This window comes from Myxococcus guangdongensis (genome assembly GCF_024198255.1).
In the GTDB taxonomy this organism is placed as follows: Bacteria; Myxococcota; Myxococcia; order Myxococcales; family Myxococcaceae; genus Myxococcus; species Myxococcus guangdongensis.
Map to the genome: position 1 here is coordinate 73,037 of NZ_JAJVKW010000005.1, position 15,051 is coordinate 88,087.

15 protein-coding genes are annotated in these 15,051 nt (G+C 70.2%); 8 read left to right on the forward strand and 7 right to left on the reverse strand.

The window, feature by feature from the left end; genetic code table 11:
- Nucleotides 1–5: 5 nt before the first annotated feature.
- The 3 genes from sitI6 to mug all read right to left on the reverse strand — a co-directional run bounded on the left by sitI6 (nucleotide 6) and on the right by mug (nucleotide 2,060).
- Nucleotides 6–728, reverse strand: coding sequence for a SitI6 family double-CXXCG motif immunity protein (gene sitI6, locus LXT21_RS16870; protein ID WP_254039172.1), 723 nt, complete (start codon nucleotides 726–728; stop codon nucleotides 6–8).
- A gap of 6 nt (nucleotides 729–734) precedes the next feature.
- Entirely contained in the window at nucleotides 735–1,421 is a 687-nt protein-coding gene (gene sitA6, locus LXT21_RS16875; RefSeq protein WP_256571740.1) for a SitA6 family polymorphic toxin lipoprotein, read from the reverse strand.
- Nucleotides 1,422–1,502: 81 nt separating this feature from the next.
- A complete protein-coding gene (mug, locus tag LXT21_RS16880) occupies nucleotides 1,503–2,060 on the reverse strand; it encodes a G/U mismatch-specific DNA glycosylase (RefSeq protein WP_323394583.1) in 558 nt (185 codons plus the stop codon).
- A gap of 128 nt (nucleotides 2,061–2,188) precedes the next feature.
- Between mug and LXT21_RS16885 the strand changes: the two genes are divergently transcribed.
- Both LXT21_RS16885 and LXT21_RS16890 read left to right on the forward strand, forming a co-directional pair.
- Entirely contained in the window at nucleotides 2,189–3,136 is a 948-nt protein-coding gene (locus LXT21_RS16885) for a 1-phosphofructokinase family hexose kinase (protein ID WP_254039174.1), read from the forward strand.
- A gap of 91 nt (nucleotides 3,137–3,227) precedes the next feature.
- Complete coding sequence (locus LXT21_RS16890) at nucleotides 3,228–4,544, forward strand: glycosyltransferase 87 family protein (RefSeq protein ID WP_254039175.1); 1,317 nt, start codon at nucleotides 3,228–3,230, stop codon at nucleotides 4,542–4,544.
- Here the strand turns inward: LXT21_RS16890 and LXT21_RS16895 are convergent.
- A complete protein-coding gene (locus LXT21_RS16895) occupies nucleotides 4,532–5,809 on the reverse strand; it encodes a metal-dependent hydrolase family protein (protein WP_254039176.1) in 1,278 nt (425 codons plus the stop codon). The genes LXT21_RS16890 and LXT21_RS16895 overlap by 13 nt on opposite strands.
- Nucleotides 5,810–5,973: 164 nt before the next feature.
- Here LXT21_RS16895 and LXT21_RS16900 point away from each other — a divergent pair, with 164 nt between their 5' ends.
- Nucleotides 5,974–6,282: a hypothetical protein gene (locus LXT21_RS16900; RefSeq protein WP_254039177.1), complete on the forward strand. Its 309-nt coding sequence runs from the start codon at nucleotides 5,974–5,976 to the stop codon at nucleotides 6,280–6,282.
- 10 nt (nucleotides 6,283–6,292) lie between these two features.
- Here the strand turns inward: LXT21_RS16900 and LXT21_RS16905 are convergent, their stop codons facing one another.
- Entirely contained in the window at nucleotides 6,293–6,667 is a 375-nt protein-coding gene (locus LXT21_RS16905; RefSeq protein ID WP_074957182.1) for a DUF423 domain-containing protein, read from the reverse strand.
- A gap of 96 nt (nucleotides 6,668–6,763) precedes the next feature.
- On the opposite strand from LXT21_RS16905, the gene LXT21_RS16910 reads away from it, so the two are divergent.
- Complete coding sequence (locus tag LXT21_RS16910) at nucleotides 6,764–7,423, forward strand: SET domain-containing protein (RefSeq protein ID WP_254039178.1); 660 nt, start codon at nucleotides 6,764–6,766, stop codon at nucleotides 7,421–7,423.
- A 229-nt stretch (nucleotides 7,424–7,652) separates the two neighbouring features.
- Complete coding sequence (locus tag LXT21_RS16915) at nucleotides 7,653–8,594, forward strand: acyl-CoA dehydrogenase family protein (protein ID WP_254039179.1); 942 nt, start codon at nucleotides 7,653–7,655, stop codon at nucleotides 8,592–8,594.
- A 238-nt stretch (nucleotides 8,595–8,832) separates the two neighbouring features.
- On the opposite strand, the gene LXT21_RS16920 is transcribed toward LXT21_RS16915, so the two are convergent.
- Nucleotides 8,833–10,575 (reverse strand): mediator complex subunit 15 domain-containing protein, encoded by a 1,743-nt coding sequence (locus tag LXT21_RS16920; RefSeq protein ID WP_254039180.1) that lies wholly within the window; start codon nucleotides 10,573–10,575, stop codon nucleotides 8,833–8,835.
- A gap of 305 nt (nucleotides 10,576–10,880) precedes the next feature.
- Complete coding sequence (locus tag LXT21_RS16925; protein ID WP_254039181.1) at nucleotides 10,881–11,606, reverse strand: hypothetical protein; 726 nt, start codon at nucleotides 11,604–11,606, stop codon at nucleotides 10,881–10,883.
- A gap of 197 nt (nucleotides 11,607–11,803) precedes the next feature.
- On the opposite strand from LXT21_RS16925, the gene LXT21_RS16930 reads away from it, so the two are divergent.
- The 3 genes from LXT21_RS16930 to LXT21_RS16940 are packed head-to-tail and all read left to right on the forward strand — an operon-like array spanning nucleotide 11,804 to nucleotide 14,993.
- On the forward strand, nucleotides 11,804–12,610 hold the full coding sequence (locus LXT21_RS16930) for a hypothetical protein (protein WP_254039182.1): 807 nt from the start codon (nucleotides 11,804–11,806) through the stop codon (nucleotides 12,608–12,610).
- A 45-nt stretch (nucleotides 12,611–12,655) separates the two neighbouring features.
- Nucleotides 12,656–13,966 carry a M18 family aminopeptidase gene (locus tag LXT21_RS16935; RefSeq protein WP_254039183.1) on the forward strand — a complete coding sequence of 437 codons (1,311 nt, stop codon included), beginning with the start codon at nucleotides 12,656–12,658 and terminating at the stop codon, nucleotides 13,964–13,966.
- Between the two features lie 49 nt (nucleotides 13,967–14,015).
- The gene (locus LXT21_RS16940; protein WP_254039184.1) at nucleotides 14,016–14,993 is read left to right on the forward strand and encodes a spermidine synthase; all 978 of its coding nucleotides are present in this window, start codon (nucleotides 14,016–14,018) and stop codon (nucleotides 14,991–14,993) included.
- Nucleotides 14,994–15,051 lie beyond the last annotated feature (58 nt).

Here is a 15,051-nt window from a genome sequence, read left to right on the forward strand (position 1 = left end):
TTCCATCAGCGTGTCGGCACTTCGCGGAACGTGAGCCCCTCGAGTCCGAGGTGGCTCACGGCGTCCTTGAATCGTTCGGTGCTGATGACCATCGTCGCGAGGTTGCCGAGCCGGAACAGGTCCACCTCGGTTGGCAATGAGGCTGCGTCCAGAATCGGGTCGTCGGGGCGCTTCAGTCCCATTCGCCCGCAGGTCTCGCATGGCCCCGGATGGTCTGGCGGCATGCAGTCTCGATGCAGTCGCCCACGGAGTGGGATTTCGAGCTCCAGAAGTTCTGTGGGCTGCTTCTGGCGGAATCGCAGCTCGGTCGGGAAGCCACGGAGGCCGCTCACTGCCTGCTCCTGAAGGCGGTGAAAGGGCTCGTTGTGAATCAGCATGACGGCCGCCGACCACGCGAAGTCCGGGACCTTCCCAGTCACTCTACCGACGAGTGGTCCGAACTCAGTCCCTGGGAGGAGTTGGACCGCGGGCGGCACGAGCGGGCGGACGAGGTCGCGCAGCCGCATGAACTCTTCGTAGGGCTCGGGTCGCGCCTCCTCGAAGGACTCGCTCTCCGTCAGTCGCGACAGGTCGACGCTGGGCAGGTAGTGCCCCGCGCCACTCCAGGTGACCGCGCAGGTGGGGCATGTCCGCAGGCCCGGCAGTCCCCACTTGTGGGACGCGTCCACCAGCCCACCTCGCCGGGTCGCCGCGACGCGGTCCTCGTCCACCCAGAAAAATCGTCGCATTCACCCTCACGTCCCTGGCTGCGAATAGTACGACTGGATGGGGCCACCCAGTAGCTGGAAGCGATAGATGAGCTCGCCCGCGTGTCTGAAGATCGCCTCCGGCGACGCTTCGCCATTGTCCCGTTGAAACTGTCGCCAGGCTTCGTTCCACGCTCCGCCGCGATTGCCTCCACCGTGAATCCTCCGATGAACCTCATAGGGAATCGGTAGCGTGTAGCTGTGGATCTTGACGCCCTGCCGCTTGAACCATCTCGCGAGCCCTTCTTCCTGGGGGAAGATGTGATGCTTCTCCCATCGCCCAGGCGGAAGTCGGTGAGATGGCGGAACGACCCGTTCCGGACCATTCCAGTTGGGGAACGTCATGATGGGTTCGCCCGGCAGCTTCTGGGCACCTCCCCAATTCCGGCGAGGCCCACTTCCCGGAGCCGCTGCCGCGGCGGGTGGGCGGGACGGTGGGAACCGCGCCTGCTCAATCACTCCCTCGAAGCTGTCCTCGCAGCGATAGAAACCGCAGCTTTCTCCGAGGCACAGCAAGGTGACGCACTGGTCCTCATGTGGAGCCTCGCACTCGAGCTCCGCGGATTCCCATGCCTCCTGCAGGGGCGCGGGCGGTGGCGTGGCGCAGGCCATCCACGCCCCTACGAGAATCGATAGACAAAAGGACCGCCAGGTTCGACAGGCAAATGCTTGCATGAATGCCCCCGTGCCAGCATTGGCCACGCAGGGGATATCCATCAAGAACCTGACGCGTCGAGGACGCTGAGGACCTTGCCGTCAGCCTTCATCCGCCGCGTGGCGGAGCTGCGCGAAGAGTCTGGCCAGGTCGGGGAGCTGGTAGTGGGCGTTGAGTCCGCTGGGATTCGGCAGCACCCACAGGCGCGTGGCGCCGAGCGTCTCCGGCTGGAGCCCCAGCTTCGCCTTGGGCCTCGCGAACGCCGTGCGGTACGCCCCCACGCCCAGCACCGCGAGGAAGCGCGGTCGATGGCGGCGGACCTTGGCCTCCAGTCCCTTCGCGCCCGACCTCAACTCCGAGTGATCGAGCTGGTCGGCCGTGGCCGTGGCCCGGTCGACGACGTTGGTGATTCCCAACCCGAATCCCAACAGCTCCCCCTGCTCCGAGGGCAACAACTGCCGGGGCGTGAAGCCCGACTGGTGCATCGTCGGCCAGAAGCGATTGCCCGGCCGCGCGAAGTGGTACCCCACCACCACCGAATACAGGCTGGGATTGATGCCGCAGAAGAGTACGCGCAACCCCGGGCCGACGAGGTCCGGCATGGTACGGCCAGTGGCGGCGTCGAGCTCCTCGCGCGTGGGGCGCCGTGATGCAGGCATGGGCCGCTTCTCGCACCCCTCGCACCCCATGACAACGCTCCGCTGGCGCCCGACGCGTCCGCTGGGGCACGCTGTCGCGATGCGTCCCCGTGGGGACGTCCACCTTCCGATGCTTGGAGCCCCCGCACATGGCGCACATCGTGACGCTGACGCTCAACCCCGCCATCGACGTCGCGACGTCCGTGCCGGAAGTCACGCCCGAGCACAAGCTGCGCTGCGGCTCCGTGCGGAGGGATCCTGGCGGCGGCGGCATCAACGTGGCCCGCGTGGTGCGCGAGCTCGGCGGTGAGTCCATCGCCGTCTACACCCGGGGCGGCGCCACCGGCCTGCTCCTCGAGGAGCTGCTGGAGGAGAAGGGCCTCCTGCGCCGCTCCATCCCCGTGGAGGGCTCCACCCGCGAGAGCTTCACCGTCGCCGAGGGCCACAGCGCCCGCGAGTACCGCTTCATCCTCCCCGGCCCCGTGCTCACCGAGCGCGAATGGCAGCGCTGCCTCACCGCCGTGAGCGAGGTGTCCCAGGACGCCGCCTTCATCGTCGCCAGCGGCAGCCTGCCTCAGGGTGTCCCCGAGGACTTCTACGCCCGCGTCGCCCGGCTGGCGAAGGAGCTCGGCGTGCGCTGCGTGGTGGACACCAGCGGCAAGGCGCTCGCCGCCGCCCTGGAGGAGGGTGTGTTCCTGGCCAAGCCCAACCGCCGCGAGCTGCGGGAGCTGACGGGCATGCAGGTGGAGGACCTGGAGTCCCAGGCCTCGGCCGCCCGGGAGCTGGTCGCCCGGGGCCGCGCCCAGGTTCTCGCCGTCTCCATGGGCGCCGATGGCGCGCTGCTCACCACCCGCGACGTCCAGCTCCGCGCCTCGCCGCCTCCCGTGGAAACCCACAGCTCCGTGGGGGCCGGGGACAGCTTCGTGGCCGGGGTGACGCTGGCGCTCGCCCGGGGCCAGTCCCCGGAGGAGGCCCTGCGCTGGGGCATCGCCTCCGGCACCGCGGCGCTCCTGTCCCAGGGGACCGACCTGTGCGCCCGGGCGGACGTCGAGCGTTTGTTCACGCAGGTGAAGGCGCTCCCCGTGGCGCGTCCGTAACCCGGGTGGGCCTTGCCTCCTCGCACGCAGGCCGGGCGGGGCATCGGCATGTCTCGACAAGGATGGTCGGGATTGGACAGAGTGCGCTCGCGTGTCCGCCCCCACTCCGCCGCTCCCCGCTGATTCCCGTGTTCGCCTCGGCCCCTGGCATTGGGTCGCGCTCCTCGTCGGCGTGACGCCGCTCGTGGTGTACGCGTTCTCGCCGCGCGTCGGTGACCTGGACCTCTACTTCCGCACGGCGCGCGCGTTCCTCACCGGGGCCACCCCCAACCAGGACTTCCGCTTCGAGTATCCGCCCTACGCGCTGCTCTGGTTCGTCCCGGCCGCGTGGCTGCGCACCACGCAGTGGGAGTTCGTCCCCATGTTCGGCCTGCAGCTGGCCATCATGGACGGGCTCATCAAGTGGACGCTGCTCCGCGAGGGCGCGCGCCGCTGGGGCCGCCAGTGGCGCTCCGTCATCCCGTGTCTGGCGTACTCGGTGACGTCGTGGGCGGCGGCGCTCTACTACCTCAAGCGCTACGACCTCATCCCCGCGCTGCTCACGCTGGGCGCGCTGGTGGCGCTGGCGCGGCGCCGGGATGGGCTCGCGGGCCTGGCGCTCGCGGTGGGCATCGTGACGAAGCTCTACCCCGTGGTGCTGGTGCCGCTGGCGGTGGCGGTGTGCTGGAAGCGCGGCACGCTGGGCCGGCTGGTGATGGGGCTGACCCTGGGTGTGGCGCCGCTGGTGCCGCTGAGCTTCGTGTGGCCGTGGTGGGGCTTCGCGTCGTTCCACGTCGACCGGGGACTGCAGGTCGAGTCGCTCGGCGCGTCGCTCCTGTGGGCGGCGCACCACCTGGGGCTCGTCAAGGGCGTGCTCTGGGTGCACGCGCCCGCGGCGTACGAGCTGCACGGCGCCGCCGCCGAGGGGGTGCGGGCGACGACACGCTGGCTGTGGGTGGTGGGCTCGCTGGGCATGGCCGCGCTGGGCATGTGGTCGGTGCGCCGCAAGATGCCGGAGAAGGTGGAGGACGTCGCCCGACTGGCGCTGGGGCCGCTGGTGGCCTTCATCATCTTGAACCCGGTGCTCAGTCCCCAGTTCCTCACGTGGCTCATGGGCGCCGCGGCGCTGTCGCTCTTGTCCGGCTCGCGCGCGGTGGCGGTGCTCGTCCTGGTGGCGGCCATCCTGTCCCGAGGCGTCTTCGTGGGGCCCACGTACAAAGATGGGCTGGGCATCCCCCAGACGCTGCTCTTGCTCACGCGCAACGGGCTGTTGATGGCCGCGGCGGTGATGCTCGTGCGCGACGCGTGGCGCCGCGCCTCCGCGAGCACCTCCACGCCGGGGACCTCCGCGCCGCCGGTGGACTTCATCCCCTCGGCGACGGAGCCGGTGGACCCCGCGAGCGTGGGGCTCGCCACTCAGCGGCGGTAGGGCACGCCGCCCTTCATCACCCAGCGCACGCGGCGCACGGCGGAGATGTCCTTCGTGGGCTCTCCGTCCACGGCAATCAGGTCCGCGAGGAGCCCCGGCTTCACCTGCCCGAGCGCGTCCTCGCGGTGCAGCATCCGGGCGTTGCCGGACGTGGCCGCCTGGAGCACCTGCACGGGCGTCATGCCGTACTCCACCATCAGCTCCAGCTCGCGCCCGTTCTCTCCATGCGCGAAGACGCCCGAGTCCCCGCCCACGCACATGGGGACACCGGCCGCGAGCGCGGCGCGGAAGCTGACCTTCTTGGCCTGGATGGCGGCGGGCTCCGGGTCCACGCCCTTCTTCCAGCCGTGGTGGCGGTAGAGCGCGTCGCCGGCCGCGAGCGTGGGGCAGAGGAAGACGCCCCGCTGGGCCATGAGGCGGAAGACCTCCGTCGTGCCGCTGTCGCCGTGCTCGATGCTCTCCGCGCCGGCGAGCACCGCGCGGCGGATGCCCTCGGGCGTGCTGGCGTGCACGGAGACGGGGCGGCCGCCGTCGCGCGCGGTGTCGACGATGCGCTTCATCTCCTCGGCGGAGTAGGTGGGGCGCGTCTCTCCACCGGGCCCCCAGCGATAGTCGCCGTAGACCTTCACCCAGTCCGCGCCCCGGCCCATCTGTTCGCGCACCGCGCGCACCAGCGCGTCCTCGCCGTCGGCCTCCTCGGCGCCCTGCGGGACGTGCCACTCGGGGGCGAAGCCCTTGGGGCCGTAGGTGCCGCTGGCCACCAGCGCGCGCGTGGCCACCAGCAGGCGGGGGCCGGGGATGATGCCCTGCTGGATGGCCTGCTTGAGGCCGACGTCCGCGTCACCCGCGCCCTCGGTGCCCAGGTCGCGCGCGGTGGTGAAGCCCGCGAGCAGCGTCGCTTTCGCGTGCTGGGTGGCCCGAGCCACGCGCAGGGCCAGGGCCTCCTTCAGCACCTGGTCGTTCCACGTCGCCTCGTTGTACGGGTGGAGGAAGAGGTGGGAGTGGCCCTCGATGAAGCCGGGCAGGAGCGTGGCGCCGGCGAGGTCGACCTCCTCGGCGCCCTCGGGGATTTGGACCTGGCCAGCGGGGCCGGCGGCGGTGATGCGCTCACCGGTGACGACCACCACCCAGCCTGTGTGGGGCTTCGCGGTGACGCCGTCGAAGACGCTCGTGGGGCGGAGCACGTAGCTCTTGGGCGGCGTGGGGCTCGAGGGCTGTTGGGCCGAGGCCGTGGTGACGACGAGGGCGAGGAGGAGGGCGCGCATGGCGGTGCCGGGGCGTGGGTGTGGGGAGGGGATGATGGCGCGCCACCAGGAGAGGGGCCACTTCGCCGCCCGGGTGGTGTGGGGACAAGCGGGGCTGAGGGAGCGCTTCAGCGGGGCTCATCGACGCTGCTGCCGGGGGGCGCGCGGGTGGTTAGAGGGAGGGCATGGCCCGAAACGAGAACGTCAACGCGTTGTTGCCGGTCGAGGTCGAGTTCCAGAAGGAGAAGGCGTCCGCGCTGCGGCGCACCGGCGAGAAGCTGGAGAAGGCGCTCGCGGCGCTGGCCCTCGCGGAGCGGGAGCTGTTGGCCTCCCAGGGGACGGCGCGCGCGGCGCGCCATGCGCGCTACCGGGAGGTCCGCAAGGAGGCGGAGCTCCAGCGGTGGAACCTCATGGTGCAGCGCGAGGCGTGCGGCATCCGGAACAACCGGGAGTTGGACCTGGTGTATCCGATGCCGCCGCTGGTTCGGGAATGACTCGGGCGGCTCAGGGGGTCGAGCGCCAGGCGGCGACGGCGAGCAGGGCCCATCCCGCGAGGAAGCCCAGGCCGCCCAGGGGGGTGATGGCGCCCAGGGCGCGCACGCCGGAGAGCGCGAGCGCGTAGAGGCTCCCGGAGAACAGGAGGATGCCCACGAGCATGGCCCAGCCCGCACCATTCAGCAGTGGCGCGGGGCGCAGGGTGCCCAACAGTCCGACGGCGATGAGTCCGAGCGCGTGGTACATGTGGTAGCGCGCGCCGGTCTCGAAGATGACGAGCAGGTCCGGGGAGAGCCGGGACTTGAGGCCATGGGCCCCGAAAGCTCCCGCCGCCACGGACAGGAACGCGTTCACTGCACCCAGGACGAGCCACCACCGCATCATCGTGCGCCTTTCATCGAGAGTCCGACTGGTGCACGCTACACCGGCAGTTGATGGAGCGTCCCGGCCGACGTGAACTCCGGGCCGCTCATACTCCGCATGACATCCCCCAATTTCGTTCCTTCCTCCAAGCCTCTCCCCTTCGAGCTGCGTCCGTCGTCCATCCAGGGCACGGGTGCCTTCGCCACGCGTCGCATCCGCAAGGATGAGCGCCTCATCGAGTACGTCGGTGAGCGCATCAACCAGGCGGAGGCCGACCGCCGCTACGACGACGAGGCGATGGGCCGTCACCACACCTTCCTGTTCAACCTGGACAGCAAGACGGTGCTCGATGCCGGCACGCTTCACAACGAGTCGCGCTACATCAACCACTCGTGTGATCCGAACTGCGAGGCGCTCATCGACAAGAAGCGCATCTACATCTTCGCCCTGCGCGACATCGCGCTCGGGGAGGAGCTGGTCTACGACTACGCCTACGAGCGCACCCCGGAGATGGACGAGGAGTCCGAGGCGCTGTACGTGTGCCGCTGTGGCTCGCCCAAGTGCCGAGGGACCATCCTCGCCCCGCAGAAGCCCGCTCCCGCGAAGAAGAAGGCCGCGAAGAAGACGTCGGACGCCAAGAAGGGCGCGAAGTCGGGGACGAAGTCCGCGTCCAAGACGCGCTCGGCGAAGAAGCCCGTGAAGGGCAAGACGTCCAAGCCGGCGAAGTCGACGAAGGGCAAGAAGTCCGCCGGCGGTCGCAAGCGCATGGCGGGGTAGGGCGTCACCGAGCTTCCTGCCGCGCCCCGTGTGGCATCACGGAGCGTGGGCTCGCCGTGACGAGGGTGGATGTGGTGCTCTCGTCACGGTGGGGCTGGATGTACTGTCGTTGCCAACAAGGCCTGGCGGATGTCGGCGAGGTGAAGACAGTCCAGTGATTGTCTCGAGCCGCTGCTTCGGGATGGATTCGCGGGACAGGTGACAGGTGGTGCTGGTGTAGTGTGGCACCGTGAATGCCATCCTGAACTTCCTGCTCACCGAGGCGCCCGAGCCCGTCGTGCTCGATTCCATCGAGTCGTGGTGGCGCCGGCATCTGGAGCTGGTGTCCCGCTTCCCCGCGCCCGCGGACCTGGCGCTCGCGGGTGGGTTCCGCGCGGACCGGCTCGGCTACGCGTTCTCCTCCGGGTACCAGGCCGCCCTTCGCTTCCTGTTCCCCATGCTCCCCGCGGACAAGCCCGTCGCGCTCTGCGCCACCGAGCCCATGGGCGGCCACCCCAACGCCATCCAGACGCGCCTCGAGTCCATCGCTTCAGGCTGCTCCCTCACGGGCGAGAAGGCCTTCGTCACGCTGGGCACTCGCGCGGAGGTGCTGCTCGTCGTCACCACGGAGGGCCAGGATGAGCAGGGGCGCAACCGGCTTCGCATGGTGACGGTCGACGCGAAGCGCGCGGGCATCACGGTCAACGAGCTGCCCGAGCTCCCCTTCGTGCCCGAGGTACCCCACGCGGAGCTGCGGCTCGAAGGCGTCGCGGTGTCCAAGGACGAGGTGCTCCCAGGTGATGGGTACACGCGCTACCTCAAGCCGTTCCGCACCGTGGAGGACTGTCACGTCCAGCTCGCGCTCCTCGGCTGGCTCATCCAACTGGCGCGGCGCTGTGGCTGGCCGGAGGCCGTGCTCGAGGAGCTGCTCTCGCTCGCGGTGATGATGCGGGGCCTCGCTCAGGCGGATCCGACGGCGGCCTCGACCCATGTGGCGCTCGGCGGTGGACTGGCACTGGTGAATCGGGCGCTGACATCCATCGAGCCCTTGTGGGCACAGGTCGATGCCGCCACCCGTGAGCGCTGGGAGCGTGACCGACGTCTGCTCGGCGTCGCGGGAAAGGTCCGAGCCAAGCGACTCGAGGCTGCTCGTGTGAAGCTCGCCGGTGGAGCGCCGACTCCCGACGCCTGACGGTTCGGGTCCGCTGCCGCGATGATGGCCAGACGTTCGTGAGGATGCTCTTCGCGCCTGGCGAGACTCCCCGTGGCTCGATGCATCCACCGAGCACTTCGCCATGCCGGCGCGCTTCGACGACCCGGCTCGAAAACAGAAAGGCCCTCGGAGCTTCCCTGCCGCCGCAAGGTCGCTCCGAGGGCCCCTCTACCGAGCAGATCCCCCGCTCGGGTCACCACTCCACTTCAATTCAAGCTCACAGCATGCTGGCGATGTCCTTCACCGGCTGGGGCGCGGCCTCCGTGTTGGCCAGCGCGCCCGCCGCGCCACCCAGGATGAGCGAGGCCGGGTTGATGCGGCCCGTGGTGACGGCGCCGAGCACACCCTCGGCCGCGCCCTTCACTGTGTTGAGGGCGCCCTTGGCCGCGCCCTCGAACACGCCCTTCACGCCACCCTCCGAGTTGCCGATGCCCGTCAGCACGTTGCTCACCCCCGGCAGGAACCACAGGTGCTTGCCCGCCTCACCCGCGGCCCACTGGAAGTTGTCCTTGTTGCTGCCGTCCGCCTTCACGTGCGTGTCCTTCGTCTCCGGCAGCTTCTGCTCACCCAGGAACGAGTAACCCTTCTCCGCGAAGTCCTTCACCATGCCAGCCTCGGTGCCGTGGCGCGCATCACCGTCCTTCGTGATGCCCTCGATGTTGCCGTCACCCTTGCCGCCCTTCACCTTGCTGTCGCGGTCCCCGCCGTTGGACGCCTTCGCGCTGTCGATGAACTCCAGCACCTTGGCCAGGCGGAACACCGCGTCCGGGTTCTGCTTCGCGTCCTTCAGGTCCAGCTTCGGGTCGATGCCCGTCTGCTTGCAGAGCTGGTCGAACTTGATGTCCTTCTGACGGCCCAGGTTCTTCAGCGCCGGCGAGTCGTCGACGATCTGCGCCGCCGAGCGCTTGTCACCGGCCGGGCGCTTGTCATTGGCGCTCGGGATGCCCGAGGACTCCGGCTCGGCCTGCTGCGCGACACGCGGCGTGGCCTCACGGGCCGGCAGCATGTCCCTCAGCTGCGGGGGCAGCCCACGCGGCGCGGGGTTGGCGGGCTCGTGGGTGAGCGCCGGAGAGAGGTCCTGGAACTCCGAAGGCATCCCGCGAGGCCCGAACTGGGCCGGCCCCGGCAGCGAGGGCACCTGCAGGCCCTCCAGCATGTTCGGCGTCATCATCGGAGGCGCCATCGGGAGCCCGAGGTCCTGCGGGAGCGCGCCCAGCGAGGGCATTCCCTGCTGCATCGGCGAGAATCCCCCCATCGCGGGCAGGCCCTGCTGCATCGGCGACAAGGTGTCCATCGCCGGCAGCCCCTGCTGCATGGGCGAGAATCCCCCCATCGCGGGCAGGCCCTGCTGCATCGGCGACAGGGAGTCCATCGCCGGCAGTCCGCCGGCCATCATGGGCGACAGCTGCGCCGCCCCGGGCAGTCCGCCGGCCATCATGGGGGAGAGCTGCTCCGCGCCAGGGAGTCCGCCGGCCATCATGGGGGAGAGCTGCGCCGCGCCCGGGAGCCCACCGGCCATCATGGGCGCGAGCTGCCCCGCCGCCGGGAGTCCGCCGGCCATCATGGGCGAGAGCGCCTGCATCGCGAGCGGTGCGACCCCCGACACGTTCGCGAGCGTCTCCATCGCGGGCGCGGCGATCCCCGAGATGTTCGAGAGGGCATCCATCGCCCGGGCGCCCCGGCCGCCAAAGGGGTTCTTGCCCTCGAACCCATCCGTCGGCCGCTGCAGAGGCCCAGGCGAGTTCGTGGGGTTGCGGAACTTCGGGTCCGACGCCCCAGGCGAGTTCGTGGGGTTGCGGAACTTCGGGTCCGACGCCCCGGGCGAGTTCGTGGGGTTGCGGAACTTCGTGTCCTGCGGCGCGGGGGCCGAGATGGGCGTCTTCTTCGGCGGGGCGACCGACTCCGCCGGGTTCTTGTTCAGCTTCGGGGAGGAGAACGACGGGACCTTGAGCTTGACCATGAGAGCACCTGTTTCAGGACAGCGATGGGGGACCGCTGCGGCGAGGAGTTCATCGTCTCGCCCGTGCTCTCCCTCATTGCAGCGCGGATGCCAGCCCTTCCGGCTTCGCAACCCCGCGACTTCACTGAGGCGGTGCTCCCCATTCGGGCCCCCAGCCGATGACTGCAGACATCAGGGGACTGGCTCCAGTCATCAGCGCGCGCGGATCCGCCGCGACGCCGGACCCCGGAAACACGAAGGGCCGTGTTCCCCTCGAGGAACACGGCCCAGGTGCCTGGCTCAGCGCGTGACGCGTGGCCGGTGCTTCAGTACCGCCCGCCGCCCACCGCGGAGACGATGGCGGACAGGATGCGGTTCTCGACGCCCCACACGGCCTTGTTCAGGCCCTTGATGCCCGCACCGCGCAGGTAGTCGGTGAAGTCGTGCAGCGCCGTGGAGCGCTGCAGGCCCGCGCCGTCCGCCGCGAACAGCAGCGGGGTGCCCGGGGCGCCCGTCAGGCCCAGGTCCGGACAGGCCTCGGACAGCTTCTGCGGATCAATCCCCGTGGCCGCCGACAGCATCGCCACCGTGAACTTGTGCACCGGCAGCTCGCGCGCGTTCGGCACCTTCTTCAGCACCTTCTCGCGGTCCTTCGGATCCGTCGCGAGCTGATCCAACGTCACCTTGGACATCGCGATGATCTGCTCGTTGGACACCTTCTTGCCGTCCAGGATGGCGCGACCGAGCAGCGACGCGGGCGTGTCACCCTTGATGGAGATGTCCGCGCCCGGCATGGTCTGCATCCGGTCCCAGATGGCCTTCACGGCCTTGCCCACCTCGGTGTCCGGCCCGCCCCGCCACGCGCCCGGCGTGGGCTGAGCCGCCTGCGCCTGCGCGGGCGCCACGAGCTTCGCCTCGAAGGTGCTCAGCTGCGTGTGCCCCACCGCGTTGGCACGAGCGGGCGCCGCCGTCGGACGCGCCTCCGCCTGCGGCTGGAGCGACGTGGAGGGGTTCGAGCTGACGACGCGGGGGCGGCTGCGGATGGGGTCCATGCCTGGGGGAGTCTCCGGAGTTCGACGATTGGGAGGTTATCGCAGGAGTCCGGTAAAGGTTTCCGCCCAGCGAAATTTCACACGGACGCCATGTATGACGCATGGCGTCGAAGTCGGGTGGGCGCTCGGGCACACCTGGCGGGTCGCTCCGCGCATTCCGCAGGACAACGGGCGCGTGAAGCCGTATTCGGGGCGGCATGAAGCGATTCCCCAGCCAGTTCGCAGACCTGCTCACCCCCAAGGGCCGCCGCATCCTGGAGGGCAAGGACAAGGCGGTGGTGGGCGCGCTCCTGGACCCCGCGCGGCGCTTCGTCGCGCTGCAGGGCGTGGTGGACGTGGCCAAGGCCACCGCGTGCCGCAACGCGCTCGACGCGGCGCTGCGCGAGCTGGTGGTGCCCATGGAGGACCCCATCCCCGTGGACTCCATCTCCGGGATGACCATGAACTACATGGAGCTGCTCCCCAAGACGGTGCGGGTGCGCACGGCGCTCCTGGAGAATCGGCGCTCGCGCTCGTGGAAGGCGGCGGAGGCGGTGGGGCTGACGGGGATGCTGCGCTCGGACACCTTCGCGGGCTTCGCCGCCGCCGTCAGCGGCCGCGTGCTGCGCCGCAACTGGGGCATCCAGGTGCTGTGCTACGGCCCCGGGGACTACTCCGGGCCGCACAATGATCACCACCCCGAGGAGGAGGAGGCCCGGGATGGCTACGTGGACATGCACCTGAGCCTCACCATGCCCGGCGTGGATCATCAGTACCTGATCTACGAGAAGGACAACCACCTGTCGGAGATGGCCCGGGTGAGCACTGTGGGCGGGCTCACCGTGTACCGGCTGCCCTTCTGGCACTACACGACGCCGGTGGTGGCGCGGCGCGGTGCGGAAGGGGAGGCGCGGCGCTGGGTGCTGCTGGGCACGTTCCTGGACGCGGCGCCCAAGGCGCGGCCGGCCTCCGTGGTGGTTCCCCCGGGACAGCCCGGGGCCCGCTCCCCCGTCCGGGTGGCGTGATTCGGACGTGGCGTGACGCCCGCCAGGGGTTAGTTTCGGGCCGACATGAGCCCGACCGATACCGATGCCCTGGCCAATGACTTGCTCGCGTACATCGACGCCTCGCCGACGCCGTACCACGCGGTGCGCGAGACGGCTCGCCGACTGGAGAAGGCCGGCTATCGCGCGTTGGACGAGCGCGAGTCCTGGACGCTGAAGCCGGGCGAGCGCGTCTACGTCACCCGGGGCGACACCAGCATCGCCGCCTTCCAGCTGGGCACGGCGCCGGTGGACCGCTCGGGCTTCCGGCTGGTCGGCTCGCACACGGACTCGCCCAACCTGCGGCTCAAGCCGAACGCGCAGGTGTCGAAGAACGGCTACCAGCAGCTCGGCGTCGAAATCTATGGCGGCGTCCTCTTGCACACGTGGACGGACCGGGACTTGTCGCTCGCCGGCCGCGTCGTGGTGATGGAGGGCGGCAAGCCCAAGGGCCACCTGGTGGACTTCCGCCGGCCGCTGCTGCGCGTGCCCAACCTGGCCATCCACCTCAACCGCACCGTCAACTCGGACGGCCTGAAGCTCAACGCCCAGGAGCACATGGTGCCGGTGCTGGGGCTGGAGAGCGGGGGCGCGGTGGACCTGCGCGGGATGCTCGTCCAGGAGCTGGCGAAGGGTGGGGTGAAGGCCGAGCCCGCCGAAATCCTCGGCTACGACTTGTGTCTCTATGACCTGCAGCCGTCCACGCGCTCGGGCGCGCACGACGAGTTCCTCCATGCGGCGCGCCTGGACAACCTCGCCAGCTGCCACTCGAGCCTGACGGCGCTGCTGACGGCCCCGCCCTCGCGCGAGGCCACCAGCGGCGTCATCCTGTTCGACCACGAGGAGGTGGGCAGTCGCAGCGCGCAGGGCGCGGCGTCCCCCTTCCTGCGCACGCTGCTGGAGCGCATCACCCTGGCGCACTCGGATGGGAAGCCCGACGCGTTCCACCGCGCCATCGCCCAGTCGTTCCTGGTCAGCGCGGACATGGCGCACGCGGTGCACCCCAACTACGCCTCGCTGCACGAGCCCAAGCACCAGCCGCAGATGGGCCTGGGCCCGGTCATCAAGTCCAACGTGAACCAGTCGTACGCGACGGATGGCGAGTCGTGGGCGCACTTCGCCGCGCTGTGTCGCGAGGCGGGTGTGACGGCCCAGCACTTCGTGACCCGCACGGACCTGGGCTGCGGCAGCACGATTGGGCCCATCACCGCCGGGCAGCTCGGCATCCGCACGGTGGACGTGGGCAATCCCATGCTGTCCATGCACTCCATCCGGGAGATGGCGTGCGCCAGCGACGTGGCGGCGATGGTGGCCGTGCTGCGCCGGTTCTTCGCGTGACGAGGCATGTCCGTCAGCGTCGCCCGCGGAAGGTGATAGATCTGACCTGGTGACCTGGCCGCGCGCAAAAGGTCCCTGGTGGAGGAAGGCGCCCTGGACGCGAGTCCTCTCGCGCTCCGGGACCTCGCTCGGCCTGACGTCGCCGGGGGCCCGCGCGGCACGCACCCGGCGCACCCTGGCTCGCGTCTTCCGCTGGCTCAATGTCCCGCGCACCGTGCTGTACGTGGGGCAGTCCGGCGGCTACCGCTGCATCGTCAGTCAGGATGGGGAGGGCCGGCGCTACCTCCAGTTCGGCTGGGACAGCGCCTATCAGAGCGTCAGGGGACAGGGCTTCCCGCTGCAACTGGAGCTCGAGTACACGCAAGGCATGGTGGCCGGCGTGGGCTTCGTGGCCCAGCCCCAGCGCATCCTCATGGTGGGCGTGGGCGCGGGCTCGCTGCCGATGTTCCTGCGCGCCGCGCTGCCCCAGGCGCACATCGACGCGGTGGACTGTGACGCGGAGGTGCTCGACGTGGCCCGGCGGTACTTCGGGCTGCGCGAGGACTCGCACCTGCGCTTGCATCTGGAGGAGGGGCGGCGGTTCATCGAGACGCCCGGGCCCGCGTACGACGTCATCCTCCTGGATGCCTTCGGCCCCCGGGGCGTGCCTCGCGCCCTGGCGACGTGGGAGTTCCTCCAGGCCGTGCGCGCGCGACTGACGCCCGAGGGCGCGGTGGTGAGCAACGTGCACCGCTCGCCCAATCCGCTCTATCCCGCCATGCTCCAGACGTGGCGCGCGAGCTTCGAGCAACTGCATGCCTTCGATGCGCGCACCACGGCCAATCGTGTCTTCGTGGGGTTGACCACCTCGCGCAAGGTCTCTCGAGGCGCGTTGAAGGCGCGCGCGGGACCACTGGCCCGGGCGGCGAGCTTCAACCTGCGCGGGCTGATGACTCGCAGGCTGGAGGACCGTGAGGTCCGCCGCAACGCGGAGAAGGGGCTGCCGTGGCCCATGACGGCGGACATCCTGCGGGACTCGGACGAGTAGGAGGAGGTGGCCACCGAGCGCCGAGTGTTACCGACACCGCTTTCCGGCGCGCCGGGCA

Coding starts and splice junctions, on each gene's coding strand:
- LXT21_RS16910 (WP_254039178.1), top strand. CDS start 6,764: ATGACATCCCCCAATTTCGTTCCTTCCTCCAAGCCTCTCCCCTTCGAG.
- LXT21_RS16935 (WP_254039183.1), top strand. CDS start 12,656: ATGAGCCCGACCGATACCGATGCCCTGGCCAATGACTTGCTCGCGTAC.
- LXT21_RS16925 (WP_254039181.1), bottom strand. CDS start 11,606: ATGGACCCCATCCGCAGCCGCCCCCGCGTCGTCAGCTCGAACCCCTCC.
- LXT21_RS16930 (WP_254039182.1), top strand. CDS start 11,804: ATGAAGCGATTCCCCAGCCAGTTCGCAGACCTGCTCACCCCCAAGGGC.
- LXT21_RS16920 (WP_254039180.1), bottom strand. CDS start 10,575: ATGGTCAAGCTCAAGGTCCCGTCGTTCTCCTCCCCGAAGCTGAACAAG.
- LXT21_RS16885 (WP_254039174.1), top strand. CDS start 2,189: ATGGCGCACATCGTGACGCTGACGCTCAACCCCGCCATCGACGTCGCG.
- sitI6 (WP_254039172.1), bottom strand. CDS start 728: ATGCGACGATTTTTCTGGGTGGACGAGGACCGCGTCGCGGCGACCCGG.
- LXT21_RS16895 (WP_254039176.1), bottom strand. CDS start 5,809: ATGCGCGCCCTCCTCCTCGCCCTCGTCGTCACCACGGCCTCGGCCCAA.
- LXT21_RS16900 (WP_254039177.1), top strand. CDS start 5,974: ATGGCCCGAAACGAGAACGTCAACGCGTTGTTGCCGGTCGAGGTCGAG.
- mug (WP_323394583.1), bottom strand. CDS start 2,060: ATGCCTGCATCACGGCGCCCCACGCGCGAGGAGCTCGACGCCGCCACT.
- sitA6 (WP_256571740.1), bottom strand. CDS start 1,421: ATGCAAGCATTTGCCTGTCGAACCTGGCGGTCCTTTTGTCTATCGATT.
- LXT21_RS16905 (WP_074957182.1), bottom strand. CDS start 6,667: ATGATGCGGTGGTGGCTCGTCCTGGGTGCAGTGAACGCGTTCCTGTCC.